General features: G+C 68.7%; 18 protein-coding genes and 1 tRNA gene. 14 read left to right on the top strand and 5 right to left on the bottom strand.

The annotated features are described in order from the left end of the window. Window positions 1–11: 11 nt before the first annotated feature. From B0I29_RS01100 to B0I29_RS01090, 3 genes are read left to right on the top strand one after another with little or no spacing between them, the layout of a single operon-like run. On the top strand, window positions 12–857 hold the full coding sequence (locus B0I29_RS01100; RefSeq protein WP_111647311.1) for a hypothetical protein: 846 nt from the start codon (window positions 12–14) through the stop codon (window positions 855–857). Then, the gene (locus B0I29_RS01095) at window positions 854–2,092 is read left to right on the top strand and encodes a methyltransferase family protein (protein ID WP_111646899.1); all 1,239 of its coding nucleotides are present in this window, start codon (window positions 854–856) and stop codon (window positions 2,090–2,092) included. Before B0I29_RS01100 ends, B0I29_RS01095 begins: the two co-directional genes overlap by 4 nt. Further along, entirely contained in the window at window positions 2,089–2,715 is a 627-nt protein-coding gene (locus B0I29_RS01090) for a TetR family transcriptional regulator (RefSeq protein ID WP_111646898.1), read from the top strand. Before B0I29_RS01095 ends, B0I29_RS01090 begins: the two co-directional genes overlap by 4 nt. Window positions 2,716–2,735: 20 nt before the next feature. Here the strand turns inward: B0I29_RS01090 and B0I29_RS01085 are convergent, their stop codons facing one another. After that, window positions 2,736–3,128, bottom strand: a complete 393-nt coding sequence (locus B0I29_RS01085) for a VOC family protein (protein WP_111646897.1) — start codon at window positions 3,126–3,128, stop codon at window positions 2,736–2,738. A gap of 9 nt (window positions 3,129–3,137) precedes the next feature. Further along, window positions 3,138–3,650: a DUF1697 domain-containing protein gene (locus B0I29_RS01080; RefSeq protein WP_111646896.1), complete on the bottom strand. Its 513-nt coding sequence runs from the start codon at window positions 3,648–3,650 to the stop codon at window positions 3,138–3,140. A 148-nt stretch (window positions 3,651–3,798) separates the two neighbouring features. Between B0I29_RS01080 and B0I29_RS45550 the strand changes: the two genes are divergently transcribed. Further along, window positions 3,799–3,875 (top strand) — tRNA-Cys (locus B0I29_RS45550). A gap of 184 nt (window positions 3,876–4,059) precedes the next feature. Continuing rightward, on the top strand, window positions 4,060–4,482 hold the full coding sequence (locus B0I29_RS01075; protein WP_111647310.1) for a CAP domain-containing protein: 423 nt from the start codon (window positions 4,060–4,062) through the stop codon (window positions 4,480–4,482). Between the two features lie 610 nt (window positions 4,483–5,092). Here B0I29_RS01075 and B0I29_RS01070 read toward each other — a convergent pair. From B0I29_RS01070 to B0I29_RS01060, 3 genes are read right to left on the bottom strand one after another with little or no spacing between them, the layout of a single operon-like run. After that, the gene (locus tag B0I29_RS01070) at window positions 5,093–5,836 is read right to left on the bottom strand and encodes an SDR family oxidoreductase (protein WP_111646895.1); all 744 of its coding nucleotides are present in this window, start codon (window positions 5,834–5,836) and stop codon (window positions 5,093–5,095) included. Between the two features lie 47 nt (window positions 5,837–5,883). Beyond that, the gene (locus tag B0I29_RS01065; protein ID WP_111646894.1) at window positions 5,884–6,714 is read right to left on the bottom strand and encodes a helix-turn-helix transcriptional regulator; all 831 of its coding nucleotides are present in this window, start codon (window positions 6,712–6,714) and stop codon (window positions 5,884–5,886) included. A 25-nt stretch (window positions 6,715–6,739) separates the two neighbouring features. Next, window positions 6,740–7,645: an SDR family oxidoreductase gene (locus B0I29_RS01060; protein WP_111646893.1), complete on the bottom strand. Its 906-nt coding sequence runs from the start codon at window positions 7,643–7,645 to the stop codon at window positions 6,740–6,742. 769 nt (window positions 7,646–8,414) lie between these two features. Here B0I29_RS01060 and B0I29_RS01055 point away from each other — a divergent pair. The 9 genes from B0I29_RS01055 (at window position 8,415) to B0I29_RS01015 (ending at window position 19,068) form a co-directional block, all read left to right on the top strand. Continuing rightward, window positions 8,415–9,170, top strand: coding sequence for a 3-hydroxybutyrate dehydrogenase (locus B0I29_RS01055; RefSeq protein WP_111646892.1), 756 nt, complete (start codon window positions 8,415–8,417; stop codon window positions 9,168–9,170). Beyond that, a complete protein-coding gene (locus B0I29_RS01050) occupies window positions 9,171–11,051 on the top strand; it encodes a helix-turn-helix domain-containing protein (RefSeq protein WP_111646891.1) in 1,881 nt (626 codons plus the stop codon). 106 nt (window positions 11,052–11,157) lie between these two features. Next, entirely contained in the window at window positions 11,158–12,507 is a 1,350-nt protein-coding gene (locus tag B0I29_RS01045) for an MFS transporter (RefSeq protein WP_111646890.1), read from the top strand. 51 nt (window positions 12,508–12,558) lie between these two features. Next, window positions 12,559–14,709 (top strand): MMPL family transporter, encoded by a 2,151-nt coding sequence (locus tag B0I29_RS01040; protein WP_111646889.1) that lies wholly within the window; start codon window positions 12,559–12,561, stop codon window positions 14,707–14,709. Between the two features lie 25 nt (window positions 14,710–14,734). Beyond that, entirely contained in the window at window positions 14,735–15,631 is an 897-nt protein-coding gene (locus B0I29_RS01035; RefSeq protein WP_111646888.1) for an AEC family transporter, read from the top strand. Window positions 15,632–15,684: 53 nt separating this feature from the next. Further along, window positions 15,685–16,215, top strand: a complete 531-nt coding sequence (locus B0I29_RS01030) for a hypothetical protein (RefSeq protein ID WP_111646887.1) — start codon at window positions 15,685–15,687, stop codon at window positions 16,213–16,215. Between the two features lie 62 nt (window positions 16,216–16,277). Continuing rightward, complete coding sequence (locus B0I29_RS01025; RefSeq protein WP_220091249.1) at window positions 16,278–16,862, top strand: RNA polymerase sigma factor; 585 nt, start codon at window positions 16,278–16,280, stop codon at window positions 16,860–16,862. Beyond that, on the top strand, window positions 16,849–17,412 hold the full coding sequence (locus B0I29_RS01020) for a hypothetical protein (RefSeq protein ID WP_111646886.1): 564 nt from the start codon (window positions 16,849–16,851) through the stop codon (window positions 17,410–17,412). The genes B0I29_RS01025 and B0I29_RS01020 overlap by 14 nt, the downstream gene beginning before the upstream one ends. A gap of 153 nt (window positions 17,413–17,565) precedes the next feature. Then, the gene (locus B0I29_RS01015) at window positions 17,566–19,068 is read left to right on the top strand and encodes a family 43 glycosylhydrolase (protein ID WP_111646885.1); all 1,503 of its coding nucleotides are present in this window, start codon (window positions 17,566–17,568) and stop codon (window positions 19,066–19,068) included. Window positions 19,069–19,120 lie beyond the last annotated feature (52 nt).

The following is a 19,120-nucleotide window of genomic DNA, read 5'->3' as shown; positions in this document are numbered from 1 at the left end:
CGGCGAACGTCATGCTGGCCGCGATCATCCTGTTTTTCGGGGTGGTGTTCTTCTGGGCCACGGTGCGATCCGGGCGGACCAACAGCGCGCTGCTGTTCGTCGTGCTGCCGATCGCTGTCGCGTTCGGCCTGGCGCTGTCGCCGGGAAAGAGCACGCACGGCCGGGTCTTCCGGCTCACCACGATCAGCCTGCTGCTGGCGGCCGTGGCGCTGCACGAGGGAGCGATCTGCGTCGTGCTCGCCGCGCCGCTGGTGTACGCCGTCGCCCACGGCATCACCGGCCTGGTCCGCCGGTTCGGGGGGAACCCGGCGCTGCGGGTGCTGCTGCCGATTCCGCTGCTGCTCACCGGCGTGGAAGGCGTGCAACCCGAGTGGCGGGTCAACCCCGATCAATCGGTACGCGTGACCCGGGACATCGTGGCCGGCCCGGCCGCGCTGCCGGCTCTGTTGACGGCCGGTCCGCAGCCGCAGGACGCCCGGCCGCTGGTGTTGAGCCTGCTCGGCGTACCGGTGCCGGAGCACGTGCACGGCAGCGGCCTGGCCGTCGGCGACCGGTGGATGTTCGGATATCACGGCAGCTCACACGGCCCCGGCGGGCAGATCGTCACCGAGGTGATCGCCGCCGGGCCGCAGGAGATCACGTTCGCGGTGCTGGAGGACAGCTCGATCACCGGCCGCTGGGTCGGCCTGCGGGACGCCACACTCAGTTGGCGCGCGGGGGAGGGTGGCGGGACCGAGGTGACGCTGCGTATCGATTACCGGCGTGGGCTGGATCCGTCGTGGTACTTCGGCCCGCTCCAGGACCGGCTCATGCATGCCGGTGCTGAGCACTTCTTGGATATGTTGAGCCTGTCGTGATCGTCGCCCGGTACCTGTGTCTGCTGGTTCCAGCGATCGGCGTGCTGGTGGCGGCCCGCTGTGATCGAGGACGGGCCGGGCCGGCGCTCTCCCTCATCGCGGCGGCCGTCGGTCTCGCCGTGCTGCACGAGATCGCCACGGCGGCCGGCTGGTGGACGTTCGCGGCGGTCGACGGCGCGTACCGCGGATTCCCGGTGGATCTCTGGCTGGGCTGGGCGGTGCTGTGGGGGCCGATTCCGGTGCTGCTGCGCCGGGTTCTGCCGCTGCCGATTGCGCTCGGACTGCTGCTCTGGATCGACGCGGTCGCCATGCCGGCCCTCTCCCCACTGGTCTCGCTCGGCCCGCACTGGCTGCTCGGCGAAGCGATCGGCCTGGTCGCGGTGGCGTTGCCGGCTCAGCTGCTCGGCCGTTGGACCGCTGATGGCCGGCGGCTGATCCCGCGAGTGCTGCTGCAGGTCGGGCTCTTCGCGGTACTGCTGCTCTGGCTGATCCCGAGCGTGGCTTTCACCCTTGGCGACGGTGGCTGGGAGCATCTGTCCGGACAATGGTTTTTGTACGGGCAAGCCGGCTTCCTCATCGCGGTGCCCGCACTCGCGGCGGTGCGCGAGTTCGCCCTGCGTGGCGGTGGGACGCCGTTCCCGTGGGATCCGCCGGTCCGGCTCGTCACCAGCGGCCCCTATGCCTACATCGCCAACCCGATGCAGGTCAGCGCGATACTCCTGCTCCTTCTGCTCGCGGTCGCGACCCGCAGCGCGAGCCTGGCGTTCGCCGCGCTCAGCGGGGCGGCTTTCGCCACCGGACTGGCCAAGGCCTCCGAAGATCAAGATCTACAGCGACGGTACGCCTCAGCGTGGCTCGCCTATCGCCGTGAAGTGCGCGATTGGTGGCCCCGCACGCGCCCCGCCTCGATGATCGTGCCCGGGCGGCTCTGGCTCGACGACGACTGCGGTCCGTGCGCGGCGGTGCGGGATCGGCTCTCCGGCAGGTCGCTGCGTCTTGAACCGGCGTCCGCGTTTCCCGGCCCGGCGTTGTGGCGCGCCCGCTACGAGGCGGATGACGGGCACACCGCTTCGGGGGTCGCCGCCGTGGCTCGGGGTATGGAGCATCGGGGGCTGCTTTACGCGTACCCAAGCTGGTTTTTGCTGCTCCCGGGCCTGGACCGCCTCGCCCAGCTGGTGACCGACGCCCTGATCGCGCCGCCGCACCCGGCGGTGGGAAAGAATGGCGTGCGATGAGCGGGGACACGAAACAGCGACTGGTCGACGGCGCGCTGGCAGCGATGCGCGAGCACGGCGTGGCGGGAGCGTCGGCGCGCACGATCGCGGCCGCGGCGGGGGTGAATCAGGCGCTCGTCTTCTACCACTACGGCTCGGTCGACGAGTTGCTCGGCGCGGCCTGCCAGGAGGCGACGCGGCAGCGGGTCGGTGCGTTCGCGGACCGGTTCGCGGCGGTCGGTTCGCTGCGGGAGTTGTTGCAGGTGGGCCGGGATCTACATGCCGCCGAACTGGCGCAGGGGAACGTGTCGGTGCTGGCCCAGCTGCTCGCGGCGGCGCAGACCGGTGATCGGCTCGCGGCACCGACGGCTACCGCTTTTCAACTGTGGACCGACGAGATCGAGGCAGTTCTGAACCGGTTGCTGGCGGATTCGCCGGTGGCCGAGGTGGCTGACATCCAGGGGCTGTCCCGGGCGGTGGCCGCGGCTTTCGTGGGGATCGAGCTCTATGAGGGCATCGATCCGGAGGGTGCGCAGCGGGCCCTCGAAGCCCTCGACCAGCTGGCGGTGCTGGTCGAGGTGGTGGACGAACTGGGGCCGCTGGCCCGGCGGGCGCTGAAGTCCCGCATCAGGCGGGCGCTTTAGTCCCGCGTCAGGCGGGCGTTTTAGTCCAGGCAGAACTCGTTGCCTTCGATGTCCTGCATGTTCAGGCAGGACTCGTTCTCGTCGTCGGCCAGCAGCAGCAGGCCCCGGGTCGCGCCGAGGGGGAGCAGGCGGGCGCACTCGGCCTCCAGCGCGGCCAGGCGCTCCGCGCCGACGAGACCGGTGCCGACCCGCACGTCGAGGTGCACGCGGTTCTTGACGACCTTGCCCTCGGGGACGCGCTGGAAATAGAGCCGCGGGCCGACACCGTTGGGGTCGACGCACGCGACCGTCGTGTTCTTCGCCAGCACGTAACCCAGGGCCTCGCACCAGAAGCGGGCCACCCGCTCCGGGTCCGCGCAGTCGAAGGTGACCTGGAACTTTTTGACTTCTTTGACTTCTTCGACCGGTGGCATTGGTCCGTTTTACATCAGGGCGAGGATCTTCTCCACCGTGTTCCAGTTGCGCATGGTCGCCGGTGGCGTCTTGATCTTGCCGAGCGCCTTGATCAGTGGACTGTCGCGCATGCCGTACGGACACCAGATGTACGTCTCGGCGCCGTCCACCACATAACGCTCCTCGCCGTCGGTCACCCCGTCGAACGGGGCCGAGTCATCCTTGGCGAACGACACGAAGTAGCGGGAACCGTCGTTCGCCACATCACCGAGCGGGTTGTGCGCCACGACGCGGGCCAGCTCGTCGCGGCTGCGCAGAATCACGTCGGAAAAGAAGCCGAACCGTTCCTCGATCAGCTGCTCCAGAGCGGGGGCCAGCTTGGCGGCGGGGAGATCGGATCCGAGCACCACGTTGCCGCTCTGCAGGAGGGTGGTGACGTTCGTATAGCCGGCCTCGGTCAGTGTCGTCTTGAGGTCGGCCATCGCGATGCGCCGGTTCTTGCCGAGATTGATCCCGCGTAGCAGGACCGCATAGCTAGCCATCCCGCTATTTAATCCGCTTGTGGCCACTATCGGTCGTGTCTAGCGTGACTTCTACGTTCCCGACGAGCCGGAGGAGGCCAGCGATGTCGATCTGTCGTGGTCTCCAGGAGTGTTGCTGCTAGCTGTCCGCTGGCACTTTCATGGCCTCGGCGGGTTCCTGGTGGAGCCACCCGTCTGCAAAACGGGTTCCCGGGAGGGCGACCGGTTCGATTCCGGCCTTGGCCTCGATCGTCGGCAACCATACGGTGACCGACGCGCACCAGCTCGCTAATCCAGTCCGCCCCGGCAGGGCCGAAGAGAACAGCGCAAGCAACATTGACCTGCCGAAAGGGACCTCTTGCGCAACGTTCTTCGCCGCTTCGCCCTGGCCGCTGCCCTCATCGCCCCGGCCGCCCTCGGCCTCGCCACGATGTCTGCCAGCCCCGCCCAGGCAGCACCGGCGAAGACCAGCGAGACCGTCCTGCAGACCGAGATCAACCGCCTCATCAACGTCCAGCGCACGTCGAACGGCTGCGCGGCGCTGAAGGTGGACGCCAAGCTGACCGTTGCCGCTCGTGGGCACAGCGCGTTCATGGCGCAGACCGGGAAGTTCTCGCACACGGGGCGTGGCAACTCGAACTTCGTGGCTCGGGCGAAGGCCGCGGGTTACGCCAAGCCGTCGGCGGAGAACGTCGCCTACGGTTACCGGACCGCCGCCCAGGTCGTCAACGGCTGGATGAAGTCACCGGGCCACCGCACGAACATCCTGAACTGCAAGTCGAAGACGGTCGGCGTCGGCGCGGTGTTCTCCGCCAACGGCACCCCGTACTACACCCAGGACTTCGGCTACTGAGGTCTCTGACCCCCTGAAAGACCCGCGATGCCCCAGCCGATCCCCCTGCGGCTGGGGCATCGCTGTGTCAGCTGTTCCCCGTACGCGTTGAATCCCGGTTGACCAGCGGACACACGGTCTCGACTTCCGCCCCGGGCCGCCCGTGGCGATCGTGGTCCCCGAACCACACCCCGATGGGAACGGCGGCCCAAGATCGCGCAGGCCCAGGCGGGCGTGTCGACTTCGGGTTCGCTACGCCCCAAAATCGACACACACCCGTGGTTCGCCTGCGCTGTGTCGATTTCGGGTTCACTACGCGCCTCAACTCGACACGCACCGGGCGGGTTGCTCGTGGCGTGATGCCGGCGGACCGCCAAGCGGACCGGACCCGGCCGCGGGGCGAGCCGGCTGCTGGACCTGAGCCGTAGCTCAGATAGGTCATCAGCCCCGATGACCTATCGGAGCTACGGCTCGCCCCCGCGGCGACGAGACTTGCGGTGACGAGACTTGCGGTGACGAGACCTGCGGTGACGAGAACGCGCCTGGCCGCGGTTCGACGTGGGCGGCGCGAAGTAGACCGGGTGCCTCGGTCACGCTGCGCCTGGACGCACCGACCGCAGCGGTCAGCCCGCTACTGGGCGGCCTTCCACGTCTCGTAGCTGAGCTCGCCCAGCACCGCGCCCGCGCCCGGGACCAGCGTCGTCTCCTCCAGCGGAGCGCCGAAGTAGCGGGCCTCCGGGTCGGCCAGCACCTCGCGCGGGTCGCCCAGGCGAGACAGGCCGGCCCGGAAGAACTCGTCCATCCGGAACTGCTCCGGGCCCGCTACCTCGATCGTCGTGTTCAGCGGGGCGCCCACCGCGGTCCGGCCGACCGCCGCCGCGACGTCGTCACTCGCGATCGGCTGGAACAGCACCGGCGCGAACCGCACCACGTCGCCGTCGGTGGCAGCGGCCACCATCGCCTTCGCGAACTCGAAGAACTGGGTGGCGTGCACGATCGAGTACGGGACACCGGACTTCTGGATCAGCTCTTCCTGGGCCAGCTTCGCCCGGAAATACCCGCTTTCCTGCAGCCGCGAGGTGCCGACGACCGAGAGCGCCACGTAGTGCTCCACCCCGGCGGCAGCCGAGGCCTCCAGGAGGTTGCCGGTGGACGTACGGAAGAACGAAAGCACGTCGTCGTCGGCGAACGACGGCGAGTTCGAGACGTCGATGACCACGTCGGCACCGGTGAGAACGTCGGCGAGGCCCTCCCCGGTGATCGTGTTGACACCGGTGTTCGGCGAGGCCGCGACCGCCGTGTGCCCGTGCGCACCGAGCAGCGCCACGACCTTGGAGCCGATCAGACCGGTACCGCCGATGACCACAACCTTCATGACTGGAACCTCCGTGAGAGCCGGGCGACCCTGTGCCATCCCGTTCGTCAGCCAAGACCGGATGGCGTGAGGCTTTGTGACAGCTGGAGGAGAAGAAGTTTCTCGGCGCTCGCGGATCCGGGCGTCGCCGTGTAGACGACGAGCTGTTGTGACTGGTCAGGGTCGATCAGCCGCTGACAGTCGAGTTCCAGCGGGCCGAGCGTCGGGTGTACCAGCTGCTTGACGCCGCAATACCGCCCGGCCACCGGGTGCTGTCGCCATAAATCCGAAAAATCGTTGCTTGCCGCCAGCAGCGCCGTCACGATCGCACCGGCCCGCGAGCCAGGACCGTCCCGCAGGAACGAGGCGTGCAGGTCGGCGACGATAAGCCGCTCCTCGTCCGGATGCATCAGCCGGGTCGCCGGATCGGTGAACCAGCGATAATGCATGCTGCGCGCCAGCCCGGTGTGCGTACTGAGATCACCGAGCAGCGCCACCGACAGCGGCGTCTGCATCAGCGTCTCGCCCAGGTGGCTGACCACCTGAGCGGCCGAGTCCCGCAACCCGTCGAAGATCCGCATCAGGCCCGGGTTGACGTGATCAGAATCGGCCGTGCGGGGCGGTGTCGCGTACCCACCGAGCTGGAAGAGGTGGTCGCGCTCCTCCATCGAGAGACGCAGTCCGCGGGCGAGGGCGCCGAGCATCTGCTCGGACGGGTGCGGGCCGCGCGGCTGTTCGAGCCGGCTGTAGTAGTCGATCGACATGTCGCTGAGCACCGCGACCTCCTCACGGCGCAACCCCTTGGTCCGCCGCCGCTGCCCGCGCGGAAGCCCGACGTCCTCGGGCTGCAACGCTTCCCGGCGGCTCCGCAGATAGTCCGCAAGCCGAGCACGATCCACTTCAAAACCCCTTCTTGGGTACGCGCTAAAGAACGACGTCCATCGACCAGTCCCAGAGACGAGCGGCTGAATCCCGGTCCCGTGCCGATCGATAGATCGCCAGTTCAGCGGGTCCGCCGGTGAACTGCCCGATCCCGTCCGGCCCGTACAAGCGTCCCCCCATCGCTGCCGGACTGGCGGCCGCATAGAGAGCCGGCAGCACACCCTGCTCCACCCCGTGAACCAGAACACCCCACCCGGCCAGTCTCGTCATGATCGCCTCGTGCGGGGCGGGCTTCGATCGGCCCAGGTTCGGCCCGGCCGCATAAAGCCCGGTCAGCGTGGTCCCGGGGTGTGCCGCATTACTCACCACTCCCAGCTTCCGCCGATCCAATTCGAGCGCGAAGAGCAGGTTCGCCAGCTTCGACTGCCCGTACGCGCGAACCGCCGCGTACTTCCGCTCGCCCTGCAGATCGGCCCAGTTGAGTGTGGCCTGCCGGGCCGCACTGCTGGTCATCGTCGTGACCCGCCCGCCCTTCAGCAGCGGCAACAGCCGGGTGGTCAGTGCCACGTGACCGAGATAGTTCGTACCGAACTGCAGCTCGAATCCGTCGGCGGTCACCTGCCGGACCGGCGGCGCCATCACGCCGGCGTTGTTGACCAGGATGTCGAGCGGCCGCCCCTCGTCGAGCAGCCCGTCCGCCATCTCGGCGACCGAGCGCAGCGACGCGAGATCCATCGTCCGCAGCGAGATCCGGGCGCCGGGCACCTCGCGTCGAATGCGATCCAGCGCCGACTGTCCGCGGGCTTCGTCGCGTACCCCAAGAAGAACCTCCGCACCCGCGGCCGCAAGCCGCGTCGCAAGGCCCAGCCCAAGCCCACTGCTCGCGCCGGTGACGAGAGCAAGCCGGCCGCCGAGATCAGGCATCGGGTCGATAGTCACTGTGTTCATGCTTGAACGGTGCCGCGCCCGCCCCGACCCAACCATGTCCTGCCAATACATGCCTGCCGCAGCGCCGTCACAGCAGGGCGTGGTCGCAGCTGGCGCCGCCGCAGTTGACGTGGTCGCTCAGCGGCGAGCCGGCAGCTGCTCAGGGCCGGCCGCTGTTCCGGGCCGGCAGCTGGTCAGGGCCGGCTCGCGCTTACGGTCGCGTTTGTCGTCTTGGAGCGACCACAAGCACGAGCCAGAGCCTGCCGGCTTGCGCTTACGGTCGTGTTAGTCGTCTTCACGCGACCACAAGCGCAAGCCAGAGCGTGCCGGCTTGCGCTTACGGTCGTTCCAAGACGGCAAACGCGACCACGAGCACAAGCCAGAGCCTGCCGGCTTGCGCTTGTGGTCGCGATTTCGGCCTCCGCACGACCGCGGGCACAAGCCGGCCGTGGCTCGACGCCACTTCGCATCTCTTGATCAAAGACTCTGCCGGGAAGCGCGGCCGCGTTCCCCGCTTGTGTCGACTTTGGGTTCGGTTCGCGCCCTAAATCGACACGCGGCGAGGGCTCTGCCCGGTGGGTGGCGGCTGGGCTTTGGTTTGCGGCGGGCTGGGCCGGACCGCGGGGGGAGCCGTCGCCCAGAGAGGTCATCCGGCCCGATGACCTCGCTCGACCACGCCGTGATCCGGGGCCCGGGAAACCTGGTGTGTTCTGGCGGTACATGGGTGGGGGGTTCGGCGTGGGGTGGGCGCACATAGGTATGCGGGGTGGGTCGCTCGTAGGGTGGGAGGATGGTGGTCAACCTCGATCTCGGTGGGCGGGTCGCGCTCGTGACCGGTGCGGGTAGTGGCATCGGAAAGGCCTGTGCGGTTCGGCTGGCGCGGGCCGGTGCGACAGTGCTCGTCGCTGATGTGGACGAAGGCTCGGCCAAGGAGGTCGCCGGCCAGATCGGCGGGCGGGCGGTCGTTGCTGATCTGTCTCGGCCGGAGACCGCTGACGACATCGATGCCGCCGTGGACGTGCTGGTCAACAACGCCGGGCTGCAGCATGTCGCCGCGTTGACCGAGTTTCCGCCGGAGCGGTTCGCCTATCTGCAGCGGGTCATGGTGGAGGCGCCGTTCCGGCTGGTGCGGCGGGTGCTGCCGCATATGTACGCCCAGCGGTGGGGCCGCGTCGTCAACATCTCCTCGGTGCACGGGCTGATCGCCTCGCCGTACAAGGCCGCCTACGTCACCGCCAAGCACGGGCTTGAAGGGCTGTCGAAAACGGTCGCGCTGGAAGGCGCCGAGCACGGGGTCACGTCGAACTGTGTGGAGCCGGCCTTCGTCCGCACGCCGCTTGTCGACAAGCAGATCGCCGACCAGGCCAGATTGCACGGCATCGGTGAGGAGCAGGTCGTCGAGCAGATCATGCTGGAGCGCGCCGCGATCAAGCGGCTGATCGCCCCGGAGGAGGTTGCCGAACTGGTGGCCTACCTGTGCACGCCGGCCGCCGATCTGATCACCGGCGCGTCGATACCGATCGACGGTGGATGGACCGCGCACTAAATGACCGACGAGTTTCTGGAGTTGCTGGCCCGTGAGGCCGCGCTGGTCGAGTTCGAACGGCCGGTGGTGGCCGCGCGGACCGCCGGCGCGCCCGATCTCGACGATCTGGAGCGGGCGAAAGTGCTCGCGCTGCGGGTTCGCGCGCTGCTGGAACGCCGGCGGCGGCGTGAGGAGGAGCTGTCCGCGCTGTACGACACGGCCGGTGACCTGGCCGGGCTGCGGGACGTGGATGCGGTGCTGCGGGCCATCGTGCACCGGGTTCGCACGCTGCTCGGCGTCGACGTCTCCTATCTGACGCTCAACGACGCGGAGCGCGGCGACACCTACATGCGGATCACCGACGGGTCGGTGGCGGCCAGCTTTCAGCAGCTCAGACTGCCTCCGGGCGCCGGGCTGGGTGGGCTCGTCGCGCTCACCGGCACACCGTACGCGACCGCGAACTATCCGACCGATCCCCGGTTTCAGCACACCACGGAGATCGACGAAGGGGTTGCTGACGAGGGGCTGGTGGCGATTCTCGGCGTACCCTTGAGGCTTGGATCGGCAGTGATCGGTGTGTTGTTCGCGGCGAATCGCGCCGAACGGCCGTTCGCCCGCGAAGAGGTCGCGTTGCTCTCGTCCTTGGCGGCGCATGCCGCCGTCGCGCTGGACACGGCCCGCCTGCTCAGCGAGACGCAGACCGCGCTCGCCGAACTCTCCACCGCCAACGCGGTGATCCAGGCGCACAGCGAGTCGGTGGAGCGAGCGGCCGACGCCCACGACCGGATGACCGCCGTCGTGCTGCGCGGCGGGGGAGTGGACGATGTGGCCGCTGACCTGGTCGGTGTCCTCGACGGCGCCCTCGTGGTGATCGACGCGCAGGGCCGCACTGTCGCCACCGCGCACACGCCGGGCTCGGCGGCCGGTCTTCCCGACCCCGCGGGGGTCGAGGTGGGTGAGGCGGTGGCGGCTTCACGATCCGAGGGGCGCAGCGTACGCCGGGACGGCCTGGTCATCGCCGCAGTAGTCGCCGGTGCCGACAACCTCGGCGCGTTGCTGTTCCGTCCCGGCCGGCCGCTGACCGGGGCCGACCAGCGGATTCTCGAGCGGGCCGCACAGATCACGGCGTTGCTGCTGCTGTTCCGGCGTACCGTCGCCGACGCCGAGGCGCAGGTCCGTGGCGACCTGCTCGACGACCTGATCAGCCGGCCGGTCCGCGAACCCGACGCGGTCCGATCCCGGGCCGCCCGGCTCGGACTCGACGTCGACGCGCCGTACGTCGTGGTCGCGGCCGGTGACGACAGCGGTGAAGGGCTGCGCCAGCGGGCGGCGTCGTGGGCGCGGACGTTCGCCGCGAACCGCCGAGGGCTCGCCGTGATGCTTCAAGGACGGGTGGCGCTGCTGCTGCCCGGGGAGGATCCGGCCGGTACCGCGAAACTGGTGGCGGCCGAGTTGACGCGTACCCTCGGGCAGGCTGTCACGGCAGGCGGAGCGGGACCGGCACGCGGCGCCGAAGGCGTCGCCGACGCCTACCGTGAGGCCGGGCAGTGCCTTGACGCGCTCATCGCTCTCGGCCGCGCCGGAAGCGGCGGTCACGTCGGTGACCTGGGGTTCGTCGGGTTGTTGCTCGGGGATGGACGTGATGTCGCCGGGTTCGTGCGGCGTGCGGCCGGTCCGGTGATCGAGTACGACGAGCGGCGGGGGACCGCGCTGATCCGCACGCTCGAAGCGTATTTCGCGGCGGGCGGCGGGCTGGCGAAGGCCGCCGAATCGCTGCATGTGCACGTCAACACGGTGACGCAGCGACTGGACCGGGTGGCGCAGCTGCTCGGTGATGACTGGGACCAGCCGAGCCGGGTCCTCGACCTGCAATTGGCGCTTCGGCTGCATCGGCTGCGCTGAAGCCACATACCGGCGGGCCTCAATGTGTGGGCGCGATCCATGGGTTCTCGGGCGTGACGAACGTAACGTCCCGTTAACACCTGGCTGATCGCCCGAGAGGAGCAGCATGTCCACCACCGCCACACCCGAGACGGACGCTCGGCGTGCACCCATCGTCAAAGTCGTCTTCGCGTCCCTGGTCGGCACCGCTGTCGAGTGGTACGACTTCTTCCTCTACGGATCAGCGGCCGCCCTCATCTTCGGCACCCTGTTCTTCCCCAAGTCCGATCCGGTCACCGGCACGCTGCTGGCGTTCGGCACGTACGCCCTGGGCTTCGTGGCCCGCCCGCTCGGCGGTGTCATCTTCGGACACTTCGGCGACCGGCTCGGCCGCAAGAAGATGCTTGTCGTCTCGCTCATGCTGATGGGTGTCGCGACCGTCGCGATCGGACTGCTGCCGACGTACGCGACGATCGGCATCGCCGCGCCGATCCTGCTCCTGACCTGCCGGCTGCTGCAGGGCTTCGCGGTCGGCGGCGAGTGGGGCGGCGCCGTGCTGATGGCGGCCGAACACGGCGACGACGCCCGGCGCGGATTCTGGTCGTCCTGGCCGCAGGCCGGCGTGGCGCTCGGCAACCTGCTCGCCACCGGTGTGCTGTGGATTCTCGCGCTGGTGCAGTCCGACGAGGCGTTCGAGTCGTGGGGCTGGCGGATCCCGTTCCTGCTCAGCGCGGTCCTGGTGCTGGTCGGCCTCTGGGTGCGGCTGACCGTCGAGGAGTCGCCGATCTTCAAGCAGGCGCAGGAGCAGCTGGCCGCCAAGAAAGAGCGTCATCAGCCGCTGCTCGAAGTGATCCGCCGCTATCCCCGGGAGATCCTGCTCGCGATGGGCATGCGGCTGGCCGAGAACATCTCGTACTACCTGGTCACCGTCATCTCGATCACCTACCTGACCACGTTCGCCGGCGACGCCTCGGACAAGGGGATGATCCTCAGCGCGCTGCTGATCGGCTCCGCGGTCCAGTTCTTCGTCATCCCGCTGCTCGGCGGGCTCTCCGACCGGGTCGGCCGCCGCCCGCTGTACCTGACCGGCGCGGCCGGCATCGCGATCTGGATGTACTTCTTCTTCGACCTGATCGGCAGCCGCTCCGAGCCGCTGATCATCCTGGCGATCCTGGTCGGCCTGCTCCTGCACGCTCTGATGTACGCACCCCAGGCCGCGTTCTTCTCCGAACTGTTCGGCACGTCGGTGCGGTACACGGGCGCGTCGGTCGGCTATCAGCTCGCCTCGATCCTGGCCGGTGCGCTGGCCCCGATCATCGCGCTGCGCCTGCTGGGCGACGTCGACGACCCGAACACGACGGCCGTGGCGATCTACATGACGGTCGCGTCGGTGCTGACCATCGTGGCGGTGCTGCTCGCCAAGGAGACGGCGCGGACGTCGCTTCGGCACGACCGTACCCTCGAAGAAACCCACTGAGCAGGCGGAGGACCGGCTCAGTAGTGCGGATCGGTTGCCGAACGGTTGTTTGTGGCGACACTTCTGTATCGGCTGGGCCGGTTCTCGTTTCGCCGGCGCGGGCTGACCCTCGGGGCCTGGGTGCTGCTGCTCATCGCATTCGGGGTCGGAGCGGTCACCCTGTCCGCGCCCACCACCAGCGCCTTCTCCATCCCCGGCACCGAGTCCTCGCGGGCCATGGACGTGATTGCCGAGAAGTTCGGCGCGAGCTCGGACAACGCCTCGGCGAAGGTGGTGTTCACCTCGTCGGCCGAGCTGACCGCCGCTGAGCTGGAACCGGCCGTCACCGCGCTGAAGAAGCTGAACGACCTGGCGGCGGTGGCCGACCCGGTCTACTCCTCGAACAAGCAGACCGCGTACGTGACAGTCACCTACGACGTGCCCGTCACCGACGTCAGCATCGCGGACCGGGAGAAGCTGATCGCCGCCGGGCGGACCGGGGGCGTCAACGCCGAGTTCTCCGGTGAGGTCACCAAGACCGTCGAGGAGAGCCACGCGTCCGAGGCCCTCGGCATCATCGTGGCCGCGTTCGTCCTGCTGATCACGTTCGGCTCGCTGGTCGCGGCCGGCCTGCCGCTGGTCACCGCGATCGTCGGGGTCGGCGTCGGGATGCTCGGCATCGAGATCGCGACCGGCTTCTTCGATTTGTCCAGCTCCACCTCGGCGCTCGCCACCATGCTCGGCCTCGCGGTCGGCATCGACTACGCACTGTTCGTCGTCTCCCGGTACCGGCACGAGATCGCCGCCGGCCGAGGTGGCGAGGAGGCGGCCGGTCGGGCCGTCGGCACGGCCGGTTCCGCTGTCGTCTTCGCCGGCCTCACCGTGATCATCGCGCTGGTGGCACTCTCGGTGACCGGCGTGCCGTTCCTCACCGCGATGGGTGTGGCCGCGGCCTTCACGGTCGGTGTCGCCGTGCTGATCACGCTGAGCCTGGTGCCGGCCGTTCTCGGCTTCGCCGGCATGCGGATCCTGCCCCGCAAGCACCGCGCCGATCCGGCCGCCGTGGAACACCACGCGAAGGTGCCGTTCGGCGAGATGTGGGCGCGCAACGTGCTCCGGCACCGCTGGATCGCGCTGGTCGCCTCGCTCGTGGTGATCGGGGCGGTGGCCCTGCCGGCGCTGGACCTGCGGCTCGCGCTTCCCGACGACAGCACCGCGGCCGAGGACTCCACCCAGCGCAAGGCGTACGACCAGCTGGCCGCCGGGTTCGGCGCCGGCTTCAACGGCCCGCTGGTCATCGTGATCGAAGCGGGCGCCGGCGCCGCCCAGGCCGCGGCGATCCAGGCGCAGCAGCTGATCGGCGACCTCGACGACGTGGTGACGGTCAGCGATCCGGTCGCGAACGGGGCCGGCGACACCGCGATGCTCACGGTCATCCCGGACAGCAGCGCGACCAGCGAGGCGACGAAGGATCTGGTGCACGACATCCGCGCGCACTCGCTGGTCGGTGCGACGATGGCGGTCACCGGCGCCACGGCTGTCAACATCGATGTGTCGGAGAAGCTGACAAACGCGCTGGTTCCGTACCTGGCGATTGTCGTGGGTCTTGCCTTTGTGCTGCTCATGCTGGTGTTCCGCAGCATCCTGGTGCCGCTCAAGGCGACGATCGGGTTCCTGCTGTCGGTGGCGGCCGCGTTCGGAGCGCTCGTCGCGGTCTTCCAGAAGGGCCATCTGGCCGGCCTGATCGGGCTGGAGACGACCGGGCCGCTCGTGAGCATCATGCCGATCTTCCTGATCGGGATCCTTTTCGGGCTCGCGATGGACTACGAGGTCTTCCTGGTGACGCGTACCCGGGAGGAGTACGTGCACGGCGCCGCCCCCGACGACGCGGTGATCAGCGGCATGAGGCACGGCGCACGGGTGGTCACCGCCGCCGCGTTGATCATGATGAGCGTGTTCGCCGGCTTCATCCTGGCCGCCGACACGATCATCAAATCGCTCGGTTTCGCGCTTGCGTTCGGCGTGGCCGTCGACGCGTTCCTGGTCCGGATGACCATCGTGCCGGCGTTGCTGTCGCTGTTCGGCCGGGCCGCGTGGTGGCTGCCCGGCTGGCTCGACCGGATCCTGCCGAACGTCGACGTCGAAGGTGAGGAGCTCACCCGCCGTCTGCACGAGGAGTCCCGGCCGGACTCCGGGAGTGAGATTCCGGCCGCAGCGGCCTGACCCGGGTCTGTGAAACCGTGCGACGGTGACCAACGCGCTGTCCGGGTTCTTCCTTCTCGCGGTCATCGTCCTGATCGGCTGGTCTTTGCGCCGTTGGGGACGGTTGCCGGAGAACGCGGAGGCGGTGCTGGGCCGGCTCGCGTACACCGCCCTCGCGCCCTGCCTGCTCTTCGAAGGCACCGTCAGCGCCGACCTGCATCTGCTGATCAGCGGACCGCTGCTGGTGTCGACGCTCGCCGCGGTCATCTGCTTCGCGATCTTCGCGCTGATCTTTTTCCGACGCGACCGCGCCACGCGCATCCTCGGCGCGCTCGCCGGCGGGTACACCAACGCCAACTACATCGGCATTCCTGTCGCGACATACGTGCTCGGCGACGCCTCGCTGGTCATCCCGATCGTCTTGCTGCAGCTGCTGATCATCACCCCGCTCGCACTGATGCTGCTGGAGGCACGCGGCTCCCTGCGCTCCGCGCTGTCCGGACCCGCGGCAAACCCGCTGGTCGCGGCGGTCACCCTGGGTGCGTTGGTCAACATCACCGGGGTACGCGTACCGAGCGTGCTCCTCGACCCGATCGTCACCGTGGGTCAGGCGGCGGTGCCGGTGGTCCTGATCGCGTTCGGCATGTCGCTGTCCGGCCGGCGGGTGCTGGCGCCCGGCCCCGACCGGCTGCCGACGGTGCTGGCCGTGACCCTGAAGCTGCTGGTCATGCCGACCGTGGCGTTTCTGCTGGCTTTGGCTTTCCACTTGTCGGACGAGGCGATCTACACGGTGACCGTGCTGGCGGCGCTGCCGACGGCGCAGAACCTGTTCCTGTACGCCCAGCGCGCCGAGACTCCGCTGATCCTGGTCCGGGACGCCATCTTCCTGTCCACAGTGCTCTGCCTCCCGGTGATGCTGCTGATCACCCTCCTCGTCAGGTAACGGACAGTATCGACGCTGCTCGCGGTCCGCACGGAATGATCACGGTTGTGGTCATGTCGCGAAAACGTCTGCTGGTGCTGGCCGTCCTTGCCGCCGTCCTGATCGCCGGAATCGTCGCCTGGTGGGGACGGCCTCAGATGGGCGAGGGCAGTGTCTACGGCTCGGGGGAGAACATGACCTGGGCGGACGACGGCGTCGACCAGACCCGCATGGTGGTCCGTGACAGGTCGCACGGCGACCCGACCGCCACCTTCAGCATCCGCAACGACGGCCGGCTGCCGTTCACGGTGCACGATCTCGACGATTCCGGTGAGGATTTCTGGTTCGCCCAGCAGCGGGTCGCCTTCAAGCCGGGGATCGATCTCAGTGATTCGTCGATGGCCAATGCCGACCCCGAGATCACGCTGGCGCCGGGCGAGGAGGCGACAGTCCTCTGGGCGATCGACATGACGACCGCCCCGTCGATGGCCGAGGGCGACATCAGGGAGATCGACACCTTCCGCTTCACGGTGAGCTGGCTGGGTATCCCCGCCACCCGCGAACTGCGCCTGCCGAAACCGATCACCTTCGTCGGGCCGATGTAACACCGATGGGCCCGCCGGCCAATAACTGAGTGAAGGATGTCGACAACCACTCAGGAGGCCCTGTGGCGGAACCCGCCCGGACAGAGCATCAGCTCGCTGACATCGCGCATGATCCGGATGCGTTCGAACTGTTCTACCGCAGCAACGTCGAGCTGGTCGGCCGCTTCATCGCGCGGCGCGTCGACGATCCCTATCTCGCCGCCGATCTGACCGCGGATGTGTTCCTGCTGGTCATCGACTCGGCGCACACCTACCGGCCGGAGCGGGGCAGTGTCGTCGGCTGGATGTTCGGTGTCGCGTACAACGTCCTGGCCGCCGAACGACGGCGCGCGCGCCGGGAGACGGCCGCGACCCGGCGGATAGCCGGGCGTCGGCTGCTCGAACCCGCCGACATCGCCCGCATCGAGGAACGCATCGATGCCGAGAACGCCGCCCGCGAGATCTACCGGGCGCTGGCCGACGTGCCCGACCCGACCCGCCGCTTGCTGGAGCTGGTCGCCGTCGACGGTCTCGCCGTGACCGAGGCGGCCGCCGCGCTCGGCATGTCGCCGATCGCCGCCCGGGTCCGGCTGCACCGCGTTCGCAAACACCTGCGCGACCAGGTCGCGCTCCCGACTTCCACAGGAGAAGCCCATGGGTACGCGTAACTTCGAGGACCGTCTGCTCACCGAACTGCGGGAGGTGGTCGAGTCCCGTCCGGCTCCGGCTCCGGCTGCTCTAAAAAGGTCGCGTCTCCGGCTGGTGGTCGCCGCGGCCGTCGCAGCTGTCGTCGCCGCGACCGTCTCGATCCTGATCGGCGTGAACACGTCCCCGGCATTCGCGGTGTTCCGCGAGCCCGACGGGTCGATCCGCATCTCGGTCTACGACTACCGGGACCCGGCGGGGCTGGAGAAACGGATCGAGGCGTTCGGCATTCCGGCCGCGGTCGATTACCTACCGGCCGGGATGACCTGCCGGGAGTCGCGCGCCGACTTCGTGCCGGCCGCGGAGATGCCGCTCGCCATGGTCGACTGGGCGCCGCTGGCGAGCGAGGACCACTACTTCAAGGTCCACCCGGAGTACATCGGGCCGGGGCAGACCTTCGTCTACACCGTACAGATGAAGAAGGGTGACCAGCGCGCGGCGATCAGGCTGGCCAACGGGCCGGTGGCGGCCTGCGACCCAGTGCCGGGAGAGCTCGTTCCGGGTCGACGCTGACGAATGTTCGCGTTGACACGGATCGCCACGAATTGCGGGATCTGACTCAGGAGAGCGCTAACATTTATCAATTTTTTCTGGGATGTTACGAGCAACCTTCGCGGCCCTCCCAGCCACTTGGGTTGCAACCGTCCTCATGGAAGGAACATCCCCATGTCCCTTGCGATACCCCGCCGTCTCCGGGCGGGCCTCGTCGTCATCCTCATGATTGCCGCGGCCCTCACCGCGGTCGTCCTCCAGCCGCGCAAGAGCGAGGCGGCCGTCGCGTTCACCAACCCGGTCGCGCAGGCGCCGTACGGCGCTGACCCGTGGATGGGGTACGACAACGGCTACTACTACGTGGCCGCCACGACCTGGAACTCGCAGGTTGTGATCAAGCGGGCCACCTCGGTGGCGGCGCTGCCCGGCGCCACCGAGACCGTCGTCTACACCGGCACGGCAGCCGCCAGCTGCTGCAACGTGTGGGCGCCGTCGATGCACAAGCTGACCGGCCCGAACGGGACCCGCTGGTACCTCTACTACTCGGCAGGAACCACCGCCTGCTGTGACGGTCAGCGGTCGTTCGTGCTGGAGAGCACCGGCACCAGCCCGCTGGGGCCGTACACGTTCAAGGGTCAGCTCAACGTCCAGGCCGGCAACGGCTGGGCGATCGACGGCAGCGTCGCGACGATCAACGGGACGAACTACTTCCTCTACTCGTCCTGGGTCGGCGACCTGCAGAGCCTGTTCATCGCGCCGATGAGCAACCCGTGGACGGTTTCCGCGTACGGAACCCGGATCTCCTACCCGACGTACGACTGGGAGAAGGTCGGCGGCAACACCGACGAGGGCCCGTACATTCTGCAGCGCAACGGGCAGACGTTCCTGACGTTCTCGGCCAGCTCCTGCAACACCCCCGACTACAAGATCGGCATGCTGACCCTGACCGGCAGCAACCCGCTGGCCGCGTCGTCGTGGACGAAGAAGAGCACCCCGCTGTTCCAGCGCAGCGACGCCAACAGCGTGTACGGCCCCGGCCACCACTCGTTCTTCACCTCGCCGGACGGCAGTGAGACGTGGATGGCGTACCACGCGAACGAGACCACCGCGCAGGGCTGCGGCGCCACCCGCACGACCCGGATCAAGAAGGTGAGCTGGAACTCCGACGGCACGCCGAACCTCGGCACCCCGGACAAACTCTCCACGTCGCTGACGGCTCCGGCCGGTGATCCGGGTGGCAGCGTGTCGTTCCCGGTTTCCGGCACCCGCTATCGCCTGGTCAACCAGGCCAGCGGCAAGGTGCTCGACGCGCAGAACTGCGGCACCGCCAACGGGACCGCGATCCAGCAGTGGACGTCGCTCGGCAACGCCTGCCAGCAGTGGACGTTCACGAAGACGACAAGTAACTACTACCGGATCACCAACGCCAACAGCGGCACGGTCCTCGACTCGGTGAACTGCGGCGCGGCGAACGGGACGGCCGTGGACCTGTGGGCGTCGCTGGGCAACGCCTGCCAGGAGTGGAGCCTCACGCCGATCAGTGGGGGCTATCTGATCGCCAACCGGGGCAATGGCCTGGTCCTCGACGTGACGAACTGCGGCACCGGCGACGGCGTGGCAGTCCGCCAGTGGGCGTCCCTCGGCAACGCCTGCCAGCAGTGGAACATCGTGGCGTAACGCGGCGCCGGCCCGTCCGGTGGAGACCGGGCGGGCCGACGAGGCAACACCT

The sequence above is a fragment of the Actinoplanes lutulentus genome, from assembly GCF_003259845.1.
GTDB lineage: Bacteria > Actinomycetota > Actinomycetes > Mycobacteriales > Micromonosporaceae > Actinoplanes > Actinoplanes lutulentus.
The sequence above is the reverse complement of the archived record's forward strand: the minus strand, read 5'-3'. Positions and strand labels throughout refer to the sequence as shown.

Excerpts from the sequence above, each read along its gene's own strand:
- B0I29_RS01100 (WP_111647311.1), top strand. The coding sequence starts at position 12 with ATGCTGGCCGCGATCATCCTGTTTTTCGGGGTGGTGTTCTTCTGGGCC.
- B0I29_RS01090 (WP_111646898.1), top strand. The coding sequence starts at position 2,089 with ATGAGCGGGGACACGAAACAGCGACTGGTCGACGGCGCGCTGGCAGCG.
- B0I29_RS01085 (WP_111646897.1), bottom strand. The coding sequence starts at position 3,128 with ATGCCACCGGTCGAAGAAGTCAAAGAAGTCAAAAAGTTCCAGGTCACC.
- B0I29_RS01080 (WP_111646896.1), bottom strand. The coding sequence starts at position 3,650 with ATGGCTAGCTATGCGGTCCTGCTACGCGGGATCAATCTCGGCAAGAAC.
- B0I29_RS01075 (WP_111647310.1), top strand. The coding sequence starts at position 4,060 with ATGTCTGCCAGCCCCGCCCAGGCAGCACCGGCGAAGACCAGCGAGACC.
- B0I29_RS01070 (WP_111646895.1), bottom strand. The coding sequence starts at position 5,836 with ATGAAGGTTGTGGTCATCGGCGGTACCGGTCTGATCGGCTCCAAGGTC.
- B0I29_RS01060 (WP_111646893.1), bottom strand. The coding sequence starts at position 7,645 with ATGAACACAGTGACTATCGACCCGATGCCTGATCTCGGCGGCCGGCTT.
- B0I29_RS01055 (WP_111646892.1), top strand. The coding sequence starts at position 8,415 with ATGGTGGTCAACCTCGATCTCGGTGGGCGGGTCGCGCTCGTGACCGGT.
- B0I29_RS01050 (WP_111646891.1), top strand. The coding sequence starts at position 9,171 with ATGACCGACGAGTTTCTGGAGTTGCTGGCCCGTGAGGCCGCGCTGGTC.
- B0I29_RS01045 (WP_111646890.1), top strand. The coding sequence starts at position 11,158 with ATGTCCACCACCGCCACACCCGAGACGGACGCTCGGCGTGCACCCATC.
- B0I29_RS01030 (WP_111646887.1), top strand. The coding sequence starts at position 15,685 with ATGTCGCGAAAACGTCTGCTGGTGCTGGCCGTCCTTGCCGCCGTCCTG.
- B0I29_RS01020 (WP_111646886.1), top strand. The coding sequence starts at position 16,849 with ATGGGTACGCGTAACTTCGAGGACCGTCTGCTCACCGAACTGCGGGAG.
- B0I29_RS01015 (WP_111646885.1), top strand. The coding sequence starts at position 17,566 with ATGTCCCTTGCGATACCCCGCCGTCTCCGGGCGGGCCTCGTCGTCATC.